The 24,071-nt window shown below is 42.2% G+C and carries 22 protein-coding genes; 6 read left to right on the top strand and 16 right to left on the bottom strand.

Annotated features, from left to right (window positions below; all coding sequences use genetic code 11):
• Positions 1-73: 73 nt before the first annotated feature.
• From RMY63_RS07210 to RMY63_RS07250, 9 genes are all read right to left on the bottom strand, one after another.
• Positions 74-2,287 carry a xanthine dehydrogenase family protein molybdopterin-binding subunit gene (locus RMY63_RS07210; RefSeq protein WP_322728050.1) on the bottom strand — a complete coding sequence of 738 codons (2,214 nt, stop codon included), beginning with the start codon at positions 2,285-2,287 and terminating at the stop codon, positions 74-76.
• The gene (locus RMY63_RS07215; RefSeq protein WP_322728051.1) at positions 2,284-3,267 is read right to left on the bottom strand and encodes a xanthine dehydrogenase family protein subunit M; all 984 of its coding nucleotides are present in this window, start codon (positions 3,265-3,267) and stop codon (positions 2,284-2,286) included. Before RMY63_RS07215 ends, RMY63_RS07210 begins: the two co-directional genes overlap by 4 nt.
• Positions 3,254-3,877, bottom strand: a complete 624-nt coding sequence (locus tag RMY63_RS07220) for a (2Fe-2S)-binding protein (protein WP_322728052.1) — start codon at positions 3,875-3,877, stop codon at positions 3,254-3,256. Before RMY63_RS07220 ends, RMY63_RS07215 begins: the two co-directional genes overlap by 14 nt.
• A gap of 607 nt (positions 3,878-4,484) precedes the next feature.
• Positions 4,485-4,826 carry a cupin domain-containing protein gene (locus tag RMY63_RS07225; protein ID WP_322728053.1) on the bottom strand — a complete coding sequence of 114 codons (342 nt, stop codon included), beginning with the start codon at positions 4,824-4,826 and terminating at the stop codon, positions 4,485-4,487.
• 177 nt (positions 4,827-5,003) lie between these two features.
• Positions 5,004-6,173, bottom strand: a complete 1,170-nt coding sequence (locus RMY63_RS07230) for a zinc-dependent alcohol dehydrogenase (RefSeq protein WP_322728054.1) — start codon at positions 6,171-6,173, stop codon at positions 5,004-5,006.
• Between the two features lie 179 nt (positions 6,174-6,352).
• A complete protein-coding gene (locus RMY63_RS07235) occupies positions 6,353-6,742 on the bottom strand; it encodes a hypothetical protein (RefSeq protein ID WP_322728055.1) in 390 nt (129 codons plus the stop codon).
• A 62-nt stretch (positions 6,743-6,804) separates the two neighbouring features.
• Complete coding sequence (locus RMY63_RS07240) at positions 6,805-7,974, bottom strand: zinc-dependent alcohol dehydrogenase (protein ID WP_322728056.1); 1,170 nt, start codon at positions 7,972-7,974, stop codon at positions 6,805-6,807.
• 100 nt (positions 7,975-8,074) lie between these two features.
• Entirely contained in the window at positions 8,075-8,773 is a 699-nt protein-coding gene (locus RMY63_RS07245; protein ID WP_322728057.1) for an SRPBCC family protein, read from the bottom strand.
• Between the two features lie 199 nt (positions 8,774-8,972).
• The gene (locus RMY63_RS07250) at positions 8,973-10,070 is read right to left on the bottom strand and encodes a DJ-1/PfpI/YhbO family deglycase/protease (protein WP_322728058.1); all 1,098 of its coding nucleotides are present in this window, start codon (positions 10,068-10,070) and stop codon (positions 8,973-8,975) included.
• A 491-nt stretch (positions 10,071-10,561) separates the two neighbouring features.
• Between RMY63_RS07250 and RMY63_RS07255 the strand changes: the two genes are divergently transcribed.
• Positions 10,562-10,954, top strand: coding sequence for a DUF6335 family protein (locus RMY63_RS07255; RefSeq protein ID WP_322728059.1), 393 nt, complete (start codon positions 10,562-10,564; stop codon positions 10,952-10,954).
• Between the two features lie 6 nt (positions 10,955-10,960).
• Here RMY63_RS07255 and RMY63_RS07260 read toward each other — a convergent pair whose 3' ends face one another.
• Positions 10,961-11,365, bottom strand: a complete 405-nt coding sequence (locus RMY63_RS07260; RefSeq protein ID WP_416212492.1) for a response regulator — start codon at positions 11,363-11,365, stop codon at positions 10,961-10,963.
• Between the two features lie 439 nt (positions 11,366-11,804).
• On the bottom strand, positions 11,805-12,644 hold the full coding sequence (locus tag RMY63_RS07265) for a peroxiredoxin-like family protein (protein ID WP_322728061.1): 840 nt from the start codon (positions 12,642-12,644) through the stop codon (positions 11,805-11,807).
• 419 nt (positions 12,645-13,063) lie between these two features.
• Between RMY63_RS07265 and RMY63_RS07270 the strand changes: the two genes are divergently transcribed.
• Positions 13,064-13,261, top strand: coding sequence for an NblA/ycf18 family protein (locus tag RMY63_RS07270; RefSeq protein WP_322728062.1), 198 nt, complete (start codon positions 13,064-13,066; stop codon positions 13,259-13,261).
• Positions 13,262-13,766: 505 nt separating this feature from the next.
• Here the strand turns inward: RMY63_RS07270 and RMY63_RS07275 are convergent.
• A complete protein-coding gene (locus tag RMY63_RS07275; RefSeq protein ID WP_322728063.1) occupies positions 13,767-15,275 on the bottom strand; it encodes a PLP-dependent aminotransferase family protein in 1,509 nt (502 codons plus the stop codon).
• Between the two features lie 217 nt (positions 15,276-15,492).
• Here RMY63_RS07275 and RMY63_RS07280 point away from each other — a divergent pair, with 217 nt between their 5' ends.
• On the top strand, positions 15,493-15,720 hold the full coding sequence (locus RMY63_RS07280) for a hypothetical protein (RefSeq protein WP_322728064.1): 228 nt from the start codon (positions 15,493-15,495) through the stop codon (positions 15,718-15,720).
• A gap of 6 nt (positions 15,721-15,726) precedes the next feature.
• Entirely contained in the window at positions 15,727-16,629 is a 903-nt protein-coding gene (locus RMY63_RS07285; protein ID WP_322728065.1) for a DMT family transporter, read from the top strand.
• Between the two features lie 181 nt (positions 16,630-16,810).
• On the opposite strand, the gene RMY63_RS07290 is transcribed toward RMY63_RS07285, so the two are convergent.
• On the bottom strand, positions 16,811-16,951 hold the full coding sequence (locus RMY63_RS07290; protein ID WP_322728066.1) for a hypothetical protein: 141 nt from the start codon (positions 16,949-16,951) through the stop codon (positions 16,811-16,813).
• Between the two features lie 159 nt (positions 16,952-17,110).
• On the opposite strand from RMY63_RS07290, the gene RMY63_RS07295 reads away from it, so the two are divergent.
• Positions 17,111-17,887, top strand: a complete 777-nt coding sequence (locus RMY63_RS07295) for a DUF928 domain-containing protein (protein WP_322728067.1) — start codon at positions 17,111-17,113, stop codon at positions 17,885-17,887.
• A 25-nt stretch (positions 17,888-17,912) separates the two neighbouring features.
• Here the strand turns inward: RMY63_RS07295 and RMY63_RS07300 are convergent, their stop codons facing one another.
• From RMY63_RS07300 to RMY63_RS07310, 3 genes are all read right to left on the bottom strand, one after another.
• On the bottom strand, positions 17,913-20,630 hold the full coding sequence (locus RMY63_RS07300) for a CHAT domain-containing protein (RefSeq protein WP_322728068.1): 2,718 nt from the start codon (positions 20,628-20,630) through the stop codon (positions 17,913-17,915).
• Positions 20,631-20,981: 351 nt separating this feature from the next.
• Positions 20,982-22,985 (bottom strand): CHASE2 domain-containing protein, encoded by a 2,004-nt coding sequence (locus RMY63_RS07305; RefSeq protein ID WP_322728069.1) that lies wholly within the window; start codon positions 22,983-22,985, stop codon positions 20,982-20,984.
• Positions 22,985-23,653, bottom strand: coding sequence for a response regulator transcription factor (locus RMY63_RS07310; protein WP_322728070.1), 669 nt, complete (start codon positions 23,651-23,653; stop codon positions 22,985-22,987). Before RMY63_RS07310 ends, RMY63_RS07305 begins: the two co-directional genes overlap by 1 nt.
• 202 nt (positions 23,654-23,855) lie before the next feature.
• Between RMY63_RS07310 and RMY63_RS07315 the strand changes: the two genes are divergently transcribed.
• Positions 23,856-24,029: a hypothetical protein gene (locus RMY63_RS07315; RefSeq protein ID WP_322728071.1), complete on the top strand. Its 174-nt coding sequence runs from the start codon at positions 23,856-23,858 to the stop codon at positions 24,027-24,029.
• Positions 24,030-24,071: the final 42 nt, after the last annotated feature.

The raw sequence follows: 24,071 nt of genomic DNA on the forward strand, positions 1-24,071 counted from the left end.
ACTTAATTGAGTTTAGAAATTGGCGGTTTCATTGTTTCGGCGATGCCTACGGCTGGCTACGCCTACGCTATGTCTACAAAAGTTTGTCTAATGTAATTGGCAAATCGCGGACACGCTTACCCGTGGCATGATAGACAGCGTTAGCGATCGCCGCCGCAGTGCCGGTAATCCCAATTTCCCCAATTCCTTTGACACCAAGCGGGTTGATATGTGGATCGTGTTCATCCACAAACAACACCTGAATATCAGGAACATCTGCATTCACTGGGACGTGATACTCAGCTAAATCATGGTTGACAACGCGTCCTCGGTTCGGGTCTGTTAGCGTATGTTCCATCAGTGCCATGCCGATACCGTAGACAATCCCACCGATCAGCTGACTGTTGGCTGTTTTCGCGTTGAGGATGCGTCCCACGCCAAAAGTCCCCACCCAGCGCGTTACTCGCACTTCACCCAAATCAGGCTCAACGCGCACTTCGGCAAACTGCGCTCCAAATGCGTGCATTGAGAACTTCTTTTTTTCGTCTCCAGGTTTGGCATCTGCACGCGCTTCGATCATTTTCTTTCCATGCCGTGTCAAGATTGCCTGATAAGTTTCGCTGGCGGAGGATTTATTTTTTAAGAAAAAGCTGCCATTTTCAGCAATCACATCCTCAGCCTTGGAACTATAAAGCGGCGATTTTTGATCGGCAAGTGCTAGTTGCAAAAGCTGACTGCGTGCTTGATTTCCTGCTAAATGCACGGCTGAACTTACACTGGCGGCGGTTTGCGAACCACCAGAAACGGGTGTTTCTGGCATCTTGGTATCGCCTAGTTCAAACCGGACTTTGTTAACTGGTAAACCGAGTGCCTCAGCTGCGACTTGAGTCATGACAGTATAAGTTCCCGTACCAATATCTTGGGAACCGCTTCGCACCACGGCTGTACCATCTGCCATAATTTGAGCGATCGCTGATGCTGGGGAACGGTTGGTAGGATAAGTAGCTGTCGCCATACCCCAACCAATTAAATAATTACCGTCTCGCATCGAACGGGGCTTGGGATTGCGCTTCTGCCAGCCAAACTTTTCTGCCCCTAATTTGTAACATTCTCTAAGTGACTTGCTCGACCAAGGTATTCCTTTGCTGGGATCGACTTCAGCATAGTTACGCAAACGCAGTTCCACTGGATCGATGTTGAGCGCATAAGCTAGTTCGTCCATTGCCGATTCTAGGGCAAACGACCCGGAAGCTTCGCCTGGGGCCCGCATATAGGTTGGTGTACCCTCATCAAGTTTAACCAGACGGTGGCTGGTTTCGATATTCGGGCAAGCGTAAATCATGCGGGCGCTTTTACCAACAGGTTCGATAAATTCATCGAAAGTTGAAGTCTGGGAAGTCCCGGCGTGTCGCAGAGCGGTCAATTTGCCATCACGGGTTGCACCTAGAGAAACCTGTTGAATTGTCTCAGGTCGGAAGCCGACAGGCCCATACATCTGTATCCGTCCCAGAACTAATTTCACTGGGCGATTTACCTGCCGTGCTGCGATCGCCGCTAGCGGTACGTGCGACCAAACCGACCCTTTGCAACCGAAGCCACCGCCAACAAAGTAAGACATAATGCGAACTTTCTCTGGCTCAATTCCTAATACCGTCGCAACTTTTTTTTGAGCCGAAAAGATTCCCTGAGTTGCGTCATACAGCAGCAGTTGATCGCCTTGCCAAACTGCTGTTGTGGCATGAGGCTCCATCGGATTGTGATTTTCTACTGGGGTGGTATAGGTTTGCTCGACGCGGACAGCCGCCGCCGCTAGTCCTTGGCTGACATTGCCGTGCGCTGAATCGGGCGGTTCCTCTCCAGGCAATTTACCTTTAGGTAAGTATGCCTTAGCGAGGTTGTTTTGCATATTGATGGTTGGTTTCTCTTCGTCATACCGAACTTGCACGAGGGAGGCAGCATACATCGCTCGTTCAAAGGTATCGGCAACCACAACACCAATATGCTGACCGCTATACAGGATAACGTTATCTTGCAGGACTTGCAGCTTATGACCCTCGCCCTTTTCTCCCGAAGCTTTGGGCGCGTTGAGGTGGGTAATAACTGCTAGCACACCCGGTACTTGTTCCGCCGCTTTGGTATCGATTTTGGCAATCTTACCTTTGGCGATCGCACTTTGAATTGTCACGCCATAAGTCATTTTTGCTACCGGAAACTCAGCCGCATAGCGGGCGCTGCCAGTTACCTTGAGCCGTCCATCAACTCGATTTAACGGTTTGCCGACAACTATATTTGTATCCCCTATATTCATACCATTCCTCCCACCGTCAAGAGCGCCTTAACAATTGTGCGTTTAGCCAGTTCGACCTTAAAGGCGTTGTATTTTTGAGGTTTAGCACCGGCGATCGCAGCCAATGCTGCTGCTTGAAATGTTGCCTGGTTTGCGGGCTTGTTCAAAAGTGCTTTTTCCGCTTCCAAAGCACGCCAGGGCTTTGTTCCTACGCCACCAAGGGCAATGCGTGCCGAGCGAATAATCCCATTTTGAATATCTAATGCCGCCGCAACCGATGTCATCGCAAAGGCATAGGAGGCGCGATCGCGGACTTTTAAATAGTGCGATCGCCTTGCGAAGTTTGAAGCAGGTAAATCAACGGCAACAATTAATTCTCCATGTTCTAGAACCGTCTCCCTTTCTGGTGTATTACCCGGTACGAGATGAAAATCTACAAGCGGGATACTGCGCTCTCCTCTCGGCCCGCGTGTTTGCACAACAGCATCAAGTGCCACCATTGCCACAGCCATATCAGAAGGATGGGTGGCAATACAGCGATCGCTACCGCCAAGAATCGCATGGATGCGGTTATAACCCTCGATTGCCGGACAACCTGAACCGGGAACGCGCTTATTGCAGGGGAAGGCGGTGTCGCGGAAGTAGTAGCAGCGGGTGCGTTGCAGTAAATTTCCGCCCACACTTGCCATGTTTCGCAGTTGCGGTGATGCCCCAGACAGCAACGCCTCTGACAGCACTGGGTAACGCTCCCGAATTATCGGATTATAAGCAACGTCGCTATTGCTTGCCATTGCTCCAATCCGCACGCCATTACCCTGCACTTCTATCTTGGTTAACGGTAGTGGGTTAATGTCAACTAACTGTTTTGGGGTTTGTACATCCAGTTTCATCAAATCGATCAGGCTGGTACCACCAGCTAAGTACGAGGCTTCGGCATCTGGAGTAACCAAAGCCACGGCATTCTCTGCTTGTCCCGCTTTTTTATAGTTAAACGGCTGCATCTTTTTTTCCCTCTAAGACATCGCGGACAGCAGCCACGATATTTGGATAAGCCCCACAACGGCAGATATTCCCGCTCATTAGTTCCCGAATATCGGCATCTGACTTAGCGTGTCCCTCGTTCACCAAACCCACTGCCGAACAAATCTGTCCTGGTGTGCAGTAGCCACACTGAAACGCATCGTGGGTCAGAAACGCAGCTTGCATTGGGTGGAGATTGTTTCCTTGCTCCAGCCCTTCAATAGTTGCGATCGCAGCATCAGTATGCATAATCGCAAATGTCAGGCAGGAATTAATTCGTTGCCCATCAACCAGCACCGTGCAAGCTCCACACTGACCATGATCGCAACCTTTTTTAGTACCAATTAGTCCTATATATTCCCGAAGTGCATCAAGTAAGGTAACACGCGGTTCAATCTGCAAACTATGTGCTGTTCCGTTCACTTGCAGCGTCACTTTCACAGTTTCAGGTGTTGAAGTTACCAGCATTGGAGTAGTTTTTTTGACTTGAGTTTGTGCCACAGCTTTCTCTACAAAATTAGCGATCGTAGCTGCTACTGTGCTAAAGACCATCAATTGACCCAACTTGCGACGTCTTAAGACAAACCTCATTTGTTCACTCCATTCTGTTTTTGTTAATAATATTGAGTAATTATCTATACTTAAATGATTGATAAAAAACCATACTTTCTTACAAGCATTTTCTTTAAAAAGACATTGTTAATAGAATACAATTTCATCTTGTTATGTCTCTCTATCAGAAGATTTATGCCATAAGTATTATTTATAATTCTCAAAATAGAATTAAGGTGTCAATCGTTATACCAATTCACAATTCGCTTTTTCGCCCATTCGCAATTAAAAAACTTAGATGCAGCAAAGCTTTCAGGGGTTACATCTGTATCAGATTTTTCGTGAAATGGTATCAGAATATAAACAGTGAAACACCACACGAAATAAAGTATATTTAGTGATTTGAACTTCTTTACGAGAGCTGCGTCAACAGCAAACAAGGTGCGTAGCTTGCTTCTCTGTAACAATATGTAGACTCACTACCGCTAAATAAGTCAGCAAAAAAATTTGTTCCAATGCTTTCTAAGCTGCAAAGCACAGTAAAAAGGAGAGCAAGAATATTGTTCCCCTACGAACGCTTTATAGTTTATGTTATTGAAAGCGGCTATAAGTTTTTAGCGATCGCCAAATTTCAAATAATTGCAAATCAGGCTTCATCTCGTCCGTGAACTTGAGCCGGTGGACTGGTTGCTTCAACAGCAGTAAATGATTCTAGAATTTTATAGGTGTGGCTGGCTCCTTTTGGTACTATCCAAGAACTCCCAGATTCTAGTAAAATTGTTTGCCCTTCAATATGTAATTCGGCACGACCATTGATTACATAACCAACAGTTTCATATTCTCGTGCTGTTGGCTCTTTAGGTTCGTTCGGTTGTTCATTTTCCCACAGACGCATGGAAATAGTTTTGCCAGATGCAAGATATTTTTGACCAAGTTGGCCTTTTGGAGAATGACTAGAGTCTACTTTACTAACGGTTGTATCAGACATATTTTTTGCCTCTTTATAGTTTTAACTTTGAGCATGGGGAATAGGGCATTGGGCATTGGGAATTGGGAATTGGGCATTGGGCATTGGGAATTGGGAATGGGGTAATAATCAATAGTTCTTCTTCCCCTGCTCCCCCTGCTCCCCCTGCTCCCTTACCCCTCTGCTCCCCACTCCCCATTAAGGTTTGAGTACAACTTTGATGCAGTTATCTTTCTTGTGCTTAAAAATTTCGTAGCCGTGGGGCGCTTGTTCTAGAGGTAAGCTGTGAGTGATTATAAACGTTGGATCGATATCACCGTTTTGGATGTGTTCTAGCAAAGGTTTTAGATACTTATGGACATGCGTTTGTCCCATTTTGAAGGTTAATCCCTTGTTCATGGCAGCACCCATCGGGATTTTATCTAAAAAGCCACCGTACACACCCGCAAGTGATACGTGACCACCTTTAGCAGCAGACACTATTACTTGCCGTAGTGCCGTCGGACGGTCTGTTTCTAGACGTACTGCTTGCTTTACCTGGTCGTAGAATGCCATAAAGTCTGTGCCGTGTGCTTCCATTCCCACTGCATCTATGCAAGCATCGGGGCCACGACCGCCAGTCATTTCTTTAAGTGCTTCGCCAATATTCACTTCTTCGTAGTTGAGAACTTCAGCTTTGCCGTATTCCTTAGCCATTTGTAGACGTTCGGGAATGCGGTCAAAGGCGATTACCCGTTCTGCGCCTAGCATATATGCGCTTCTGATGGCGAATTGTCCGACAGGGCCACAACCCCAAACGGCGACAATATCACCGGGTTTGATGTTGCAGTTCTCGGCTGCCATGTAGCCAGTGGGAAAAATATCTGTTAAAAATAGTACTTGCTCATCCGTTAAACCATCGGGAATTTTGAACAAGCCTACATCAGCAAAGGGCACTCGTGCATACTCTGCTTGACCACCGGCATAACCGCCGAATAAATGAGAGTAGCCAAATAGACCAGCTGGTGAATGGCCCATTTGCTTTTCTACCAACCAAGCATTGGGGTTGGAGTTATCGCACAATGACCATAAATCTCGATTGCAGAAAAAGCAGCTACCGCAGGATATAGTGAAAGGAACAACGACGCGATCGCCTATATTCACATTTTTAACTGCACTTCCAAGTTCTACAACTTCCCCCATGAATTCATGACCAAGGATGTCACCCTTTTCCATTGAGGGAATGTAGCCATTGTAAATATGCAAATCAGATCCACAAATTGCTGTGGAAGTAATTTTAATAATAGCATCACGCGGGTTAATAATTTTGGGATCAGGAACTGTTTCTACCCGCACATCGTTTGCTCCATGCCAGCAAACTGCTTTCATAATTATTTGTTCCTCTGATAATTTCTGACTCATTCATATCAAGATAAATACTAAATTTACCTTGATTTTGAGACGCGATAACTATCGCGTCTCAGTAACAGCTAAAAAGTTATTCAACAATGTATGAGTCAACAATCTCGACCCAAAATTTGCTCACCTTTTAGCTACTATCTCTTTAGTTAGTTGCTAGAAGGAGTGCGATAATAACCTTCTCTACTTTTACTAAATGATGAAGTTTTATCTCCGGTTGTGTTTGTACTAGGATCAAAAAACTCTCTTGTCGCTTCAGGAGGTTTTTCATCCAAGTTTAACTTTTCGCGGATATTATCAACAGCGCTTTTTATTGGGTTTTGTGAGTCTGGGGTATTATTGATTTGGGTATCGTTTCTAATTTCACCTTGCTCATTTGGTGCTCCTTTGTAATAAGTACCCTCTGGAGTATTAACATCAGCTAGTGCTATGTTCGTGTAGCTAAAAGCCTGACCCAGTAAGAACATAAATCCTACGAGGAAAACTACAAGGATTTGGGAAATGCGAATATTCCGTAGCCATGAAATTACTCGATTCATAAAAAACCTCAATTGGATTATATTAGGTGTACAATTCAAAATGCTGAATGACTATTCACCATTCAGGGTTTAAGAACAACTTTGATGCAGTTATCCTTTTTTTGTTGAAAAATATGATAGCCGTGGGGTGCTTGTTCTAGAGGTAATTGATGGGTGACAACAAAGGATGGATCAAGTTTTCCATCCAAAATCATCTGCAATAACAAATTCATATATTTTTGTCCATGCATTTGTCCCATTCTAAAGGTTAGACCCTTGTTGAAGGCTGCACCAAATGGCATTTTGTCTACAAAACCACCATAAACACCCATGATTGAAAGAGTCCCGCCTTTACGACAGGCGACCATCATTTCCCGCAGAACGTGGGGACGGTCAGTTTCCAATCTGAGCTTTTGTTTTGTCTGGTCGTAGAAGTCTTCTAAACCAACGCCGTGTGCTTCTAAACCAACGGCATCGATGCAAGCATCGGGACCACGGCCACCAGTCATCTCTTTCAACGCTTCGCCAGCATTAACTTCTTCGTAGTTAATCACTTCTGCTTTGGCAAACTTTTTCGCCATTTCCAGGCGTTCAGGAAAGCGATCGATAGCGATCACTTTTTCGGCTCCCATCATGTAGGCGCTAATCATGGCAAATTGTCCAACAGCACCGCAACCCCAAACGGCTACAGTATCACCCGGTTGAATATCGCATAACTCTGCACCCATGTAACCAGTGGGAATAGCATCGGAAATGAATAACAACATCTCATCCGGCAAATCTGGGGGAACTTTGACAACACCCACATCTGCAAAAGGTACACGGATATATTCTGCTTGTGCGCCTGCATAACCACCTAACATGTGAGAGTAGCCATAAATGGCTGAGGTGATATTACCAAATAATTTTTCTTGAATCCAACCATTAGGATTGGAATTATCGCACAACGACCACATATCACGTTGGCAATAATGGCAATTACCACAGCCAATTGTCGAAGGAACAACAACGCGATCGCCTATTTTTAAATTGTTGACTCCTCTGCCAACTTCCACGACTTCTCCCATAAATTCGTGACCAATAATGTCACCCTGTTGCACTGTGGGAATATAGCCGCCATAAATATGTAGATCAGAGCCACAAATTGCCGTGGAAGTAATTTTAATAATCGCATCACGGGGGTTGAGAATTTTCGGATCTGGTACCGTTTCTACCCGCACATCATTAGCACCGTTCCAGCAAACTGCTTTCATAGTTATTAGTCCTTAGTCATTGGTCATTAGTCATTGGTCATTAGTCATTGGTCATTTGTTTTAGGCAAAGGACAAATGACAAAGGACAAAGGACTAATAACTAGCTGCGTCCAGAAGGTTGACCTTCGGTGGTGGCAATTTCCCCTGCTTCCATTAGCATTTTGAAGCGGCGTAATTCATCACCAATTTGCTGTTCTGGTTCTTCACCAAAAAGTTTAGCTATGGTAGCTCCCAATCCTCCACCTGGAGGGTTATACTCCAAGACAATCTTTACTTCTGTGCCGCGATCGCCTGGTGCTTTTTTAAAGCGGACAAAACCAGAATTATCAACGTCTGCACCTTCGACAGAAGCCCAAGAAATAAATTCATTTTCCCGGTCTTCGAGAATATCTGCATCCCATTCTACGCTGTTACCCAAGGGTGCATTGGCTATCCAATGAGAACGTTTTTCGTTATACACCCTTACAGATTTGAGATGCTTCATAAATGTGGGCAAATTTTCAAAGTTGTGCCAAAAACGATACAATTCTTCTGCCGATTTATTAATTGTTACCGTCTTTTCAATTTTGATGGGTTGGTTTATCCCTATTGCTTCCTGTGCTTGCTGGATTGTACTTTGTTTAGTTGCACCTTGATAAATCAAACCACCACCAGCCAAAGCTGTTAACACTCCCCGCAAAGAACCTTGTTTTAAACCCATCAACACCATAGCACCGCCACCGATGAGAGATGCCCAACGCTCTACTTCACTAGCTTCACCCTGACTGGGAGTAAGTTTATCGCCTGATGTCGAAGTCACTTTTTTATCTCTCCATTACATACAGTAGACATAGGAGTGAAAATTAATTCTGCGTTGCCTGAAATCCTTGGTAGGCACAACTCATGAATTGTGCCTACATCATTTCACCAGATGTCTTCTAAACTTGACAAACGTCTAGTAAAATAACCAAAACGCAAATACTCATCAGAGGTTAAGCGGTATGCGCCTCTGGAATTGGTTACATTGATATAGCTGCCCCTGTAGTCGGCTTAGGAGGCTGAATCTGAGCGGTTATCCGCGCTCGATACAACTCTACTAATTGCTGTTCAGATTTCACTAAATCCTGGTAAATTCCTTTGAAAATAGCAGTTGCTACTGGATCGGTGAACATCGCAGACAAATTACCAATATCGCCAATACCCGTTTGCACATCCCCCAAAGCGGAACGTAACTGATATATGTCATCACTTCCTGTCAAGGCAGTTTTTACCTTGGCATACTGATTGGCAATATTTGACCCTAAAGAGGGTTTCTCGCCCAAATGTTGAAGATAGGTTTCTAGTTTTTCAATGTGGCGTTGCTTATTAGCAATGATTTGTTGAAAGAGTGATTTAACTTCGCTATCTGATTCCTTTTCAAAGTACTTTTCAAATGCTTCGAGTGAATAACGTTCACCAGTAAGGGCAATATTTAAACCTCTGCTAATATCGCCTTTAGTTGAACCACCCCAAGCATCAGCTAGTTTCCACCATTCAGCAGTTGTGTCTTTCTCATTTGGCAATGCTGCATCTTTGCCACCATAACCCAAACGGCTCAAAATAGCTGTGGTGAAAATTGCCAAGTCTCCAGGTTCGCGAGATGTAATCAAATTGCCATCAACTACCAACGGCTCATCTAAATAATTTGCACCGGCGTTAGTTATATCCTTGGCAATAGCGCTAAACCCAGTGACTTGTTTGCCTTTGAGTAAGTCGCCTTCAATCAAAACTTGTGGCCCGTGACAAACAGCAGCGACTAATTTTCCTTGTTGGATAGCCTCTTGTACAAAACGTACTGTATTAAGGTTCCGTCGCATTTTGTCGGGAGCCATACCGCCGGGAATCACTACTGCATCAAATTCGGCTGCGATCGCTTCCGTTGTGGTACCGTCGGCTTGTATGCTAAGTTTGCCGCGTTTACCTTTATATTTTTCATTCGTTCGGGAACCAAGGACTACCACCTCCATTCCCGCTTGTTTTAGTCCATTGTAAGGAACTGTAAATTCTGCATCCTCTACTGCTTGCTCAATAAGGATCGCAACTTTTTTATTGCCGGAGTGATTGTTATGTTCAGTCATAGATGGTATTACGTTTTTATTTCTCTAGTCTTTAGCTAGCTACAAAAATATTTATCGCCTCGCACAGTTAAACAGACAGATTATTCTCTGAATAAATAAGTTTGAATTATTTATCATCATTAATTATCTGCCTCCGTTACTCAAATAATTTTGAGTATTTGATTGTTTAGCATCTATGTAGTTAGAAAGATGAATACCAAGGTAAAATGCTAAACTTATTAAAATTTTATTTTTCTTTGCCTATTTTTGTCGAACAAAAAATAGTTATGAGCGAGAAGTTCACTAATGAATAATTTCGGTTGGATAACTTCTCACTCATAACTTCAACTACAAGTTCCTTGACCATGAATTCATAGCTACAATCTTATGGCGCGATCGCTAGTTTAGCGTCGTTCTCAGGGGATAGATTATTTTATCAGCTATACACCTCTAGTTAGACAAATTGCTGACAAAAAAACGTTATTGTAAGAATGCAGAAAAGGGCTAGTATCATGGCAGAAAAAAATCATCATGACAAAATTAAAAGTAATGATTTGCCACAAGAGATTACCGAATCTTACGGTACTGGTGTGAAAGACTTGCCGGGATACAATATTGGCGGACGCTCTATGCAAGATGAAAGAGATGAGTACACAGAAACTAGTCCGAAACTGACTGGTGGAGATGTTGATGCTTATTGGCAAGATGCAGATGCAGTTGGAGATGAAGCTGTTGGGGGTAGTACTTCCACTCCCGATCAAAATGTAACTGAGGACTTAGAAGCAGCAGTGGGGTTAGAAATGGCTGATTCTGAGTTTCTGCATACCAACGATATTTTAGAGGATCGTGATGGCGATCGCTGGGAGTTAGATCCAAAGTCTTCTGAAGATTATCAAGACCGATAAGAATAATTACCAATTACAAGAAGCAACTAAATTAGCCACGATCTCCACTAGTTCTTCTGGAGCGATCGGTTTAGATACATGAGTGTCAAAGCCAGCTTCCAAAGCACGGATACGAGCTTCACTATCAGCAAAGGCTGTTAAAGCAATAGCCGGGACTCGTCCACAATTATTTGGTTTAAGCGCACGGAATTTGGAGATGAAAGTGTAGCCATCCTCTCCAGGCAACCCGATATCACTAATTAAAACATCGGGTTGCAATTCGGACAATACATTGCGTGCATCTGCTGCTGATATCACTGCTATAACTGTTGCTCCATCCATTTCCAAAACAGTAGTGATAAAAAAGCGAGTATCATCATCATCCTCAACTACCAAGATATCTAAACCAGTAAGAGTTCCAGAAGTTTGCATAATAAATGACATTTTATTTATCCTTACTTGCTATATTCGTAATTCGTAATTAAGAGAGTACAGAGCAAGCAGTGATTACAACTACGAATTACGTTAGCGAGTCCGCAAGCGTCATTATCAATTACGAATTAATATGACTTTTACACCCATTAGAGCTTCTTTTAGAGCAGATTTTGGATTTACAAAAGTAGATTGATGTGCTCGGAGTGTTGATGAGATACCGAAGCAGGCTCTTTTAACAAGAAATGATTTAATACCATAATTTCAAACATATAGCTTGATGGTTACTACTGCTTCATCTATTTTCCTACTGGAAGACCACTTCGCACAAATGAAAAACTCCACCCACAAGGGGATGGAGTTTTTGGGCATGGGGAATCGGGCATGGGGCATGGGGAAGAACATACCAATGACGCCACTTGCTTCACTTGGGGAGACCTCATCGCCCTTGGCGTCTCCCCTTGGGAGAAGACCGCAGTGGCTCCCCAATGCCCACTTGGCCATCCGTTTCGATCAAGGATAAAAATGATAGGGGCTGACTCATATTAGCAGCAAAGCCCAGAATTCCTGGATCTCGATGTTCGTAAAGTAACTGGCCTTTGGTATCAAACAGAAAAGTTCCACCACGCTGAGTTAAGTAGGCAGAATTAGGTACATAAGTATGCCAATTGCTGAGAACTTCCACCATATTCCGTAGCCGTAGAGTAGCTAATTCAAAGGGACGTTGAAACCCACTTCCGCCAGCTAATTGGAAAAATGAGCCTTGAAAAGCAGGTAGAGGAGTACCTTGAATAATTTCATCATCTTCAATGAGTTGAGGGGCTTGACGATCTCCCCTGTATCCCCGAAAAACTTCTCTTAGGGTTCCAGGACTTCCAAACCCTGCACACATTAACACTAGATTTAGCCAAGCTTTCTGAGCAGGGGAAAGTCCAGCCAGAGGAAGATTGAGACCTGAATAGAGTTTGAGTTGGTGATGTAGTTCTCCATTAGGTTCAACAAATAAATTTTCCGGTGGAAATCCTGTATATTCACAGAATCTGGTTCCAGAGGCGCGATTACCAATTCCGACTGCACGAATAGCGAGTTTTTCAGCTGACAATTTTTTAGCTTCGCGCTGTAACCACCACGCATATTCAAGACTATCAAAATCCCCAAGTTGTGGCCAGACTAAAATAAGGATATATGAGGCAGTCTCGCAATTTTCTAGTAGGGGTCGGGTCATGCCATCACTAACACGCTGAAGTCCGGTCTGATTAAGGATAGTGTAAGGATTCATTACAAATGATTACTCGGATATTTGGGGTATCAGTGACACAGGATGTACTAAAGCATTAATACCAATTCGCAATTCGCAATGACGCTCTCTACGAGACGCTACGCGAACGCGGACTCGCTAACGCTGCGCTAACGCAATTCGCAATTGATAAATTTAGATACAGCAAGGCAATCCCTGCTTACATCTGTTGCCTTATTTTAGAGAATTAGTACAGTATGCCATCATCTCAGTTTTGTAAATATTTTGTTATACTAGTTAACAGAAGTTCATATTTAGGTTAACACCGCTAAGTAAGGGAATACCCAGTAGGTCGCTTGATGAGTGTATTACTGCTAACGGCAGCTAGATATGAACGCTTCTTCTCAAGATTGCCAACATTGACCCTTTAGTTTTCGCCTAGTTGGGCGATTGACACTGCGATGAATCAACCCATGACATTATCTTTAGAACAAGAATTTAACCTTAGAGTTTTTGCTGACCAAGTGCAGCAGATGTCTCGTGAACAAGCTCAAGAGTTTTTGCTTATGCTTTATAAGCAGATGATGATTCGGGAAACGACTTACCAAGAATTGCTCAAACATCAGTTGGAACTTGATTCAGACTCAATTTTGGGCTAAAGCATACAAGCAAATAAATGTTCTGAATTTAGCAGCGACAAAGAAATATTGATAGAAACGGTGTGTCGCTGCAAACTTGTAAAAGTATTGGAATATACCAGTAAATGAGTAGCGATCGCTGAACGAAGTTGCCGTAGGCATCGCTAATCATTCGAGTTAATCAATTCCCCATTGCCCAAATTTAAGGGACTTCAAGCACCCAAAAATTTGAATCTAAGTTAAATTTAATACAACTTGTGGGAGAGAGGAGCAGCCATTCGTTGCTTCTCTCTCCCATATTTTTACAGCGTTTTTTAGGTAAATGAGGTACACGGCTAGGGGCGAACGGCCGTTCGCCCTTACAATAGCCTGTACCTCATAAACTCCGAATCTGCTGTAATTATTATTCTATTTATTGCTGATTTTATTTTTTGAAAGTCGCTTCGTACTCCAATTGAACTGATGTCTGCGTAACAGTGACTTTAGGCGTTTCACCACTCAATGAATTATGTGTAACTGAACATGACTATAAATGAATAGACGATACACTTACGCGTTGAGATGACAAACTCATACTGATAAAACTCTTAGTTAAATACTTTTTAATTAGCCGACCAAGAATCTTAATTCCATGTTCAATATCCTCTGGTGTTTGGCAAAAGTTCAAGCGCATCGCCGGATACCCTTGTCCTAGAAAAAATGCAGCACCACTAGCAACCAGGACATTGTAAGATAAGGCTTCAGAGCAAATTGCTTGAATAGGTAAATAGTGTGGCAGATGAGTCCACAAAAATAAACCACCTTTCGGAATTGTCCAGGTGATAGCTTCAGGAAAGTAGCTTTCCAGAGCTTGCAACATCACATTCCGACTTTGCAAGTTATTAATACGTAAACGATTCAAGTGACGGCGGTAATGTCCCGATGCTAAAAATTCACTCACAATTACCTGAGATACTGTAGAAACATGCAAGTCATTGAGTAATTTATGCTTTACCAGAGATTGATGATGCTCACCTGTTACCACCATGTAACCAACTCGTAGTCCAGGCATTAAAGTTTTTGAGAATGTACTGATGTAAGTGACCAAATCATGACGATCGAGTGCCTTGATGGGAGGAGGAACAGGTTGAAATTTCAACTCTTCGTAGGCATTATCTTCCAAAATAAAACACTCGTATTTTTGTGCCAATTTTAATAAATCTTGCCGATGAGTTTGGGAAGTTGTAATACCTGTTGGATTATGTAAAGTACTGATGGTGTAAATTAATTTTGGTCGATGACTTTTGAGATACTGCTCCAATAATTCTAGATTCATTCCCTCTGCCGTCATGGGAATTCCTATGACTTTGGCCTGTAAATTTTCGAGAATTCCCAATGCTCCATGATAGGTTGGTGTTTCTACAATCACCCAGTCATCTTTTTGTAGGTAATATTGCATAGCTAAAGATAAAGCTTGCTGTGAGCCAGTGGTAATAATTATTTCTTCAGGGGAAACCTCTAATCCTTGTTGAACTAACATCTGAGCAATCAGTTGCCGCAGCATAAGTTGTCCTTGAGGAAAGTCTTCTCTAAAAAGGATATCTCCTGCATTAGCCAATGCTCGTTTAGCAACCCGTTGCAGGTTATCTGAAATGGAACTAGAAGGAAAACCTGAACTGAACTCAATAATATGTTGCTGCCGTCGAGCCTGAATTGAAGCTGTATATTGCTCAAAAAATGACCCTCCACCTTGTGAAATTATCACCTCTTGAGACGGGGCAAAGGTTGAACGCAAAGTTAGATTAGATAATACTGTGATTGTACGGTTGACAAAATAGCCTGAACCCTGACGAGCATGGATGAGACCATCAGCTTCTAAGAGACTGTAAGCCTCAATGACAGTCAACTTGTTAACTTGAATACTCGTAGACATCACCCGAATAGAAGGAAGTTTTTGTCCATCTGGTATTTTGCCAGATTGAATCAGACGACTGAGATAATTGCGAATCTGGAGATATATCGGGGTTGGTGAGTGCCGATCTAAAGGAATATTCACTGTGAAACCCTTCCTTCGGGATGATGTAGGGATTATAGGCAATATAAGGGATTTTTTTGTATTTGAACTGGTACAGTTGAGTGCAGTTTGACTAGAACAGTTGTAAATACTGTGACTGTACCAGTAAAAATTGGACAAATCTGTACCTTCTCATTGCTATTTTTCCAAGCGAATCTAGAAAGTATCTGATGCTTGATTGAGCCAAGGGGACTTTTTTATGAAAATAGTTGATAAATGGTTGCTACTAAAATCAAAACTTCAAGAATCTTGGTATAGCTTAATTACAGTAATGGCAAGCAGTTCTCAGTTGCAAGTTTGGCAAAATCACCTTGCCAATGGGGATTGTTCTTGGCACGCCTATGACCCGATGACAGGACGTTCTGCTTGTTTTGGCTCTGAAGCTGAAATGCGAATATGGATTGAAACTCAGTATTATACCAAGTAAGTCAGCATGATCCGAAATTCAAATATTTACCGGATTAATCCAGAAACACTAGGACTCGGTTGTGGCTTTTTGGGTGTGCTGGGATTTAGCCTTACCTTACCAGCAACTCGTGCTGCCGTTGCTGACTTCGATCCGACTTTTGTTGGACTGGGACGTGCAGTAGTTGCTGGTGTTCTGGCAATGATTGTTTTGTGGGTAACTCGTCAGCCTTTACCACTAAGCAAACACTGGGGGAGCTTACTAATTATTACAGCTGGAGTGGTTTTGGGGTTTCCATTACTATCAGCTTGGGCAATGCAGCAACTACCAGCGACAGATGGTGCAGTAATTATAGGGCTTGTTCCTTTGGCAACTGCCATTGCTGCCACACTCAAAGGTAGAGAGCGTCCTTCCCGAAAGTTTTGGTTCGCTAGTATTTTCGGTAGTACGACCGTTGTTTTATTTGCTTTTACCTCCAGCGCGGGACAAATTCAGGGAGCAGATTTGCTTTTGTTGGGCGCAGTGGGCGCAGCTGCTATTGGCTATGCAGAAGGAGGATGTTTAGCTCAGATTTTGGGAGGATGGCAAGTTATTTGTTGGGCTTTAGTTATAGCATTTCCGATTTTGCTTATACCTGTAATCTACACAGTGTTTCAGCACGGATTAGTTGCTTCATCAACTGCTTGGTTAGGTTTTAGTTATGTCAGTATTTTCAGTCAGTTCCTGGCTTTCTTTGCTTGGTATCACGGGATGAGTATCGGTGGTGTTGCAAGGGTCAGTCAGATACAGTTACTACAACCGTTTTTGACGATTATATTTTCTGGGCTATTACTAGGTGAACAAATTACGCCTTTGATGCTGGTAGTCTCTGGTATCGTGATTGCTAGCATCGCAGTGGGAAAACAGGCATTAATTGAACGCAAGATTTAACTAAGTTATCAAAACAGAATTCAGGGTCAGGAGTTCATATTATGTCCTGTTAAAGACTTATCGTTTAGAGGATGTCTGAAAACTTTTTAGTGTTGTATTCGAGACTTGTAGATCCCCCTAAATCCCCCTTAAAAAGGGGGACTTTTAGAAGTTTTCCCCCCTTTCCAAGGGCAGGGCTGTTTCATCCCACAAGGGATAATAGTTTGTCAATATCATTAGAGGTAAATCTCTGGGCTTGGGTAATGGAGGAATAACCATTTCGGCGCAAAATATTGAGTGCGATCGTTCGCATCACCGACAGATTTGCAGGGGCGTTACCCATACGTATGGTCAGACACAGTAATCATAAGTGATTAGCCGGACATGATATCAGAATACAAGATTAGACTTTTTGAGACTTAACGGGAAAAGTCATGCATAATTTAGGTTTAATTATATGTATAGTAAATAGACTTGTTTGAAAACTTTACAGAGTAAGAATATGGCTGAAATACTATGCCCTTTACACAAAAGTTTGAGAAACATCCTTACTAGTTATATTACCTTAAGCTTATTGTTATCAATGTCTACAGCAGCCTTAGCTGATAAGAACAACAATAATTCTGACGACCCTCCACCGCAGACTAGAGGAAGTTCAGGTGGTTCTAGAGGATGCGAGACTCAAACAGAAGCATCTTTAAGTAGTATTCCACATGTTATCTTACTTGCACCTACGCAAAGTTACGGTCAAACTTTAGCAAATAGTCCAACATTCGCCTGGTTTGTGAAAGATAATAACTCCTGGCAAATGGAGTTTCGCCTTTATGAGTATGACGAAACTAATAAACAATCTATATTGGTAAAAGAGATTAAAGATGAAAATTTTAAAAGTTCCTCTGGAATCATGGTTTTATCTTTGTCTAATCTAGAATTGTTAGTTGGTCAAAAATATCTTTGGCAAGTCGAATTGGTCTGCGATGCTAATCGTCCTTCAGCTAATCCGTTTGCGATCGCTGCGATGAAAGCAGTTTCAACTCCACCAGATTTGCAAAAGCAACTCTTGCAGAGCAATAATGTTTTAATCAAGGCAAATCTTTATAACAAAGCTGATTTGTGGTATAACACTTTAGAAATTGCTTTAAGTTCCAAAAATGAGCCTCCTCTTAGAGAATTAAAAGATTCTCTTCTAGAACAGGTAGCAACTGATACTAAAATAGAATTAAGAGAACAAACTAAACTAGTGCTGACAAATAGTAAAATACATCAATTGCAGCGCTAGGAGAAATGAGTCGTTGATGTAGAGATCAAAGCCAGTTACCAATGAGAATGAATGGTGCCCAATATCCGGGGTGACTTTCAAGTTGCTGCTGATGCGTTTGCAACCAAGCTATTTGAGCCGCCTGTAAGGCTTTGGCTTTACTCATTCCGCTATGCCAGTTTTGATAAAATTTCGCTATGAGTTGTGGCGTTGCTGCATCATCAACTTTCCAAAGAGTTGCTATGGCACTTTGAGATCCGGCTTGGATGGCGATACCAGCCAAACCCAGAGTTTCGCGATCGCTACCTACTGCTGTTTCACAAGCTGTTAATGTTAGTAACTCAATCGGTTTATTTTGAGGGTAAGTACGATTAATAAGTTGATAAAGGTCGTTTATTGTCAACTTTTCGTTGTAAATCTTATTTGGAAGTGATTTTTGGCGATTTATTGTAACTTTTTTCCCAGTTACCAAAAACGTTTCTCTATCATCAATACCAAATTTACCGTGAGTCGCTAGATGAATTATTGGATAAGTATTTTTTTCTAATTCTTCTTGCAAGCGCTCAGGAGTAAAATCTCGATCCAGTAAGCCCTTGCTTTTGGGTAAACTCGTTGTAATTGCTTTCAACTCAGATTGAACTTGTGTAAGCGGCTCAAAATTTTTTGAACCAGCATCTGTTTCGACGGTAGCTGGTTGTGTCAAGCCGAAAGCTAATACCTGTAATTCTCGTGGGTTCGACTGTTGAGGATTGGTTAAAGTCAATGCTGGAGCAAAGGCGATCGCATATTTTTCAATCAGGAATTGCTTACCGTCAAATAATACAGCTATGGGAATACTCCGAAGAATTCCGTCTTGAATAAACACTAAAGTTTCAATTTTCTCTTTTTCTAAATCGCTGAGAAAAGGACGAATAAACCAGTTATATACTTGTTGCGCTCTGGCTTTATAAGTGTTTTCCAAGTCAGAGCGCTTTTCTAGTTTAGTCCGTAGATCGTTGATCACATCTCTAACTTCTTGACTTTTAACAGGCACCCAAAAAACTTTTGACTTAAATTTTTGCTCTCCATCAGATAAGGTAAGAATGATTGCAAGGCGCTCTTTCAAAATAATCGAACTCAATACAGCAGTGTTTTTTCCTACTAGTGGCACTGGTTTCTGAATAAGTGCTAAATCGCAATTATTCCCTAAATAGTTTTGTAGTTCTGCTAACCTTAACTCATCGATTATTGGAAGTACCGACTCTAAATTTTGTTGAATATCTGATTTTTGGACAAGATCATTAGTTTGCTCTAGGCGTAACTCTAGCAACTCGCGGTAAACTGGTTCTACTTTGTCTCGAAAGTCAAACTGTAAATCTCGCTGTTGCAGGATTAGGTCACTACGGATACTTTTGAGACTGTCAATAGATTTTTCATAAAAATTAATCGCTTCTTGCACTCGACCTGTGGCTCTAAATAAGCGTCCTGCCTGCCATGCCCACATGTAAAGGTTCTCGTCAGCGACAGCGCCAATCAGGGCTTGTTGAGTTAAATTTATCGCTTGTTGATAATCTTGGCGACATTCGTAAATGTGTCCTAATCGACCTTTGGCAAAGGATTCTCCTTCCTGATATTGGATTTTTTGATTGATTGCTACAGCTTTGTTGAGTAGTTCAACAGACTTAGGTAACAATTCTGACTTCAAACATTGAGTTGCTGGGTCAGTAATCACAGACTGGTTCTTTTGGTTAACCAGTTGTAAAAGATTAGCAAGTTGAATCACTGCATAAGCTTTATCACGAGAGTCAGGCAATTGTTCCAACACGACTAGGGCTTGCTGTAGTGTATTGTTAACTATGGCTGGCTCGTAAGGATGTTGGCGATCGTAAAGCCTAATTAAACCGACTAGCGATCGCAGTTCGTTTACTTTGTCGTTCTGGCTTTGAGCTAGATGCAGGCTTTGCTCAAAGTATTGTACAGCTTGGTTATCATAACCAACAGTGTATTGCTGGAATTTTTCGGCAGCTTTTTTATCGCCTACTTCACTGGCAAATTCGGCATGACGCTGATTGCGCCCTGCAAGACTAACGTAGGTATTAGCTAAACCATTCAGGTTAGACACCACATAAGTTTGATTATTAATACCTTTGGCGATTTCATCGCTGCGTTCAAAATCTTGAATAGCTTGCTCATACTCGCCTTGGAGACGATGAGCATTTCCCAGACTACCCCAAGCGGCTACTTCACCTAGTTCATCTGACTGGTAGCGGGCAATTTCTATGGCACTATCTTGACTACAGGTTGCATTGCTTTGATTTTCACCGCACAAAATGGTAATTGCGCGTCGGTGCTGTCCCAAGCTACTGTAGAGTTGAGCTTGTTCTGTCAGCATCCGTCCTACCTCGATCGGCTCATTTGTCTGACGATAGTAGTCAATAACTTGCTTTAATTGAGCGATCGCTTCCGGTATTTGACCTATTTGTTGGTATGCTCTTGCTAAGTACGTCTGTATACTTATTACCTCAGCAGAATTACTCTTACGCTCTTGAGCCGAGGAGAGAGCTTTTTGCCAAGACTGAATTGCTCCTTGAATATCACCAGCTTGATATAGCTTAAGTCCCTGCTGTAGTGGCTCCATTAAAATTGGGGATTGGGCTGTTGCTATCTCTGCGATTCCCTTATGCCAAATTGTTAGGGAAGGATGTGTTAACCACAAGCATAAGGTTAGTGTTGTGAAGAAGAGAATTGCCCAAATGCGACGGACACGAGGTAGAAAACGTTGCATGATGGCATAAGAGATAGACTCTACCTGTGAATTTTACAGTAAAGACGTTGGATTGCAACGTCTAGCAGCAAGTTATTTGTGCAGAACGATACAATCGAATTGCAGAAATTGCATTTAGATAGCACGGCTATGCAAATACTAAACAACTTCCTGACTTTTCATGGGATCTGGAAAACCTCATACCAATTCAATTAATGATTGCAACACATCCTTCGGTAAAGACGCGATGAATCGCGTCTCTACAAATGATCTATTTGTCGCATTCTTTTTTCAAATTGGTATTACTTCTATTTCTCTCTTCTTTTAGGAGAGAGACTTTGAATTTTCCTCCTTACCGACACGGGAAAGAAGTTAGGTTTTCGAGGTTTTGATGTGACGAAAAATGCTTTTCAAACATCCTCTAAAAAGACTCCTAAATATTTGCCACCAAGTACTTGCTATTGGCCAAGTCAACTCGCAGACAGTGCCTTGTGGAGAGTGAGAAAATCGTCGAAACTTGCCTCTCAATTGTCGGGCTAAATCTTGAGCTTGGTTTGTTCCTTGCCCGCCACCTTGATACTTTTTAGATTTATTTGTAAATCCATTATCAATTATTTGTAGGCTATACTCCTTTGACGATCGCGTACAAATAACATCAAGCCTGGTAGCTCCTTGGGAATGTTTGCCAACATTACATAAAGCTTCTTGCAAAAAAAGGTACAACCCTCGCTTTTGATTTGCATTGAAGTTGTACTCTTCTAATGGTTCAAAATTGGGAGCAATAAAACTTTGGATTGTTGTAAATCCTTGAAAGTTTCTTCTTAAGGTAATGTCGTAGATATAATAAAGCATCTCCGCAATTGGAGTTTGCAAATCGATAACTTCACTTCCCTCTAAATAAAGACGATCGCTGCGACTAAGCATTTCTTGACTGAGATAATCAGGAATAGTCCGTAACTCTCGATTTAGTTGTTCAAGTTGCGATCGCAATTTTTCCGGCTCTATCTCTTCCTCACCAAGACTTCTCAATATCACAGCCAGGGATTGCAGAGGCCCATTATGGATTGCTTCAAAAGAGCGCTTAAGAGTTAAACTGCGCTGTTCGAGTAGCGCTCTTAAATCTCGATCAAAAAAAAATGTCGTCAGTCCTGCACTGGTAAAAGCTAACAAGGTTGGTACTAAAGGAATCCACCAACCCAGAATCAGTCCAACATAACAAATTCCGACGATTTCGATACTACTTATACCAAGACTCAACAATGTTTTTGCCGGAGATTGCAGGATTAAACCCAAAATGATGCCGACTAAACCCCAAGCTAAAATCCATAAATACTCCCAAATTTCTGACCATACTTTTAACAGTGGTCGTCTGTCTAAAACATGACTAATAATTTCACTTGTGGCATGAGCATGAACTTCTACACCATAAATCCATTGGTATTGATCGGAAGACTCGCCAACTCCTAAAGCTGTGGTGTAGAGTGTATTTTTAACTGCCGAGATGGTAAATCTATCTTTAACACTGGCGGCAGTCATGCCAATAATCACGATGCGATCGCGAATCCAATCAGGATCAATTTTATTATTAAGAATATCCCTTAGAGATATGGTGCGAAAAGGTTGGGGATGAGAGCGAAAGTTTAATAGCATTTGAAAGCCATTGGCATCAGTTCCCACATATCCGCCAGAATTGGGGAGAAACCGGACTAGCCGACTTGAACCAAACTTAATCGGGTCTTTAGAGCGACTCCCATGAGTAAACTCTATTCCTTGCTCGTGCAAATAAAATTGTGCTAAACGCAGAGATAAGGAGTATTTAAGTTCTCCGGTATAAGTTTTACTTGCGATTAAGCTACGTCGCAGCTTTCCATCTGGGTCTACTATTGTATCTGCAAAGCCGACTCGTTCAGGAGGTAACTCAGGTGGTGGTTTAACATTAAAAGATTGCTTGTGATTTAATGCTACTTCAACTCCGATGAGATTTGGATTTTCTTTCCAGATAGATGTAAGCTCTGCATCAGCCGAATTACTTTTATCTTTAAAAAGGTCGAGACCGATGACTCTGGGTTTGTAACTATTCAAAATGCTCAACATTTGGGCAATTTCTTTATCTGGTATGGGAAACTTGCTTACATAGTTGATATCGTCTTCATCAATACCCACAATTACCACCCGCGAATCGGCGGCTTCATTAGGTCGCAGCCGTAACAATTGATCGAAAGCAAGCCACTCTTGCGATTGCAATAATCCTGTTGAGCGAACAAGTATAATTAATCCTATAACTGAAAGTCCTGGCAGCACTACTTCTCGCCAAAGTTTCAGTTCTTGATGAACTTTTTTCCATAAATTGCTTTTAGTCGAAAGTGCGAATTTCATCAGTTGATTAATCCGATTTTTCTAGCTGCGATCTCAATTTGAATTCTCAATTCTTTGCCCGGTTCGTCATACACACCCAAAGAATCTTGCAGTCTAATCCAGTAGTTACGTACGGTGCGATCGCTCAACTTCATTTTTTGGGCGATCGCTTTATCTGTTAAACCTTCTTGATATTTCAGCGTTAGTACTTCGATCCATTTTCGATCAAATTCTGGGCGCGATCGCAGTTCTGAAGATAAATAAATAGAGCCGCGCAATGCCAAGTCAACCAACTTTAACATTTCACGGAGCGGCAAAGACTTATCCATAGCGGCAAAGCCACCTTCATAAGCATTAATTATCGGTTTTAGACGTACCAACGGTTTGACATTGGTACTCAGCACCACTAAATTAGGGGCGAGAGGGCTTGACATCAAAGTTTTGATCAATTGCATCCCAACTTCAATCTGAGCTTGACCTTGAGGCTTTTCTGGCAGACATAAATCCACAATTAGCAAGTCTGGGTGATGACGTTCAAATTGCTGATATGCAGTCTGAGCATCCTGAGCAGCGAAGACTTCTGCTTCTGGATATTTCTCTTTGAGTGCTGGAATTGTACCTTGAAGAATTGCTTCATGGTCGTCAATAACTAAAAATTTTTGCAAAGTTTGCTTTGGTTCTTGGCTCATAACTGGTTTACTTTTGAATAAAAATCAGCACCTAAATACAGCTTTGCGTAAAAGCGTAGCGTTTTTAATGCAAGGGGACGCATTGGCATTCAATACAGTTCAGTTAAGAATTTTTGGTACTGATTTTAGACTTTTGTATAGACGCGAAATTTCGCATCTCTACCAAGGTTTTTGGGCTTAACTGAACGGTATTGCATTAGCATTGTTACCCGATGCATTGGCATTGTTACCTGACGCATTGGCATTGTTACCCGACGCATTGGCATTGTTACCCGATGCATTGGCATTGTTACCCGACGCATTGGCATTGTTACCCGATGCATTGGCATTGTTACCCGATGCATTAGCATTGTTACCCAATGCATTGGCATTGTAGGGTATTGCTAAATTTAATTCACTACGAATTAATGAAATGCTG

The organism is Nostoc sp. ChiQUE01b, from assembly GCF_034531255.1.
Taxonomy (GTDB): Bacteria; Cyanobacteriota; Cyanobacteriia; order Cyanobacteriales; family Nostocaceae; genus Nostoc.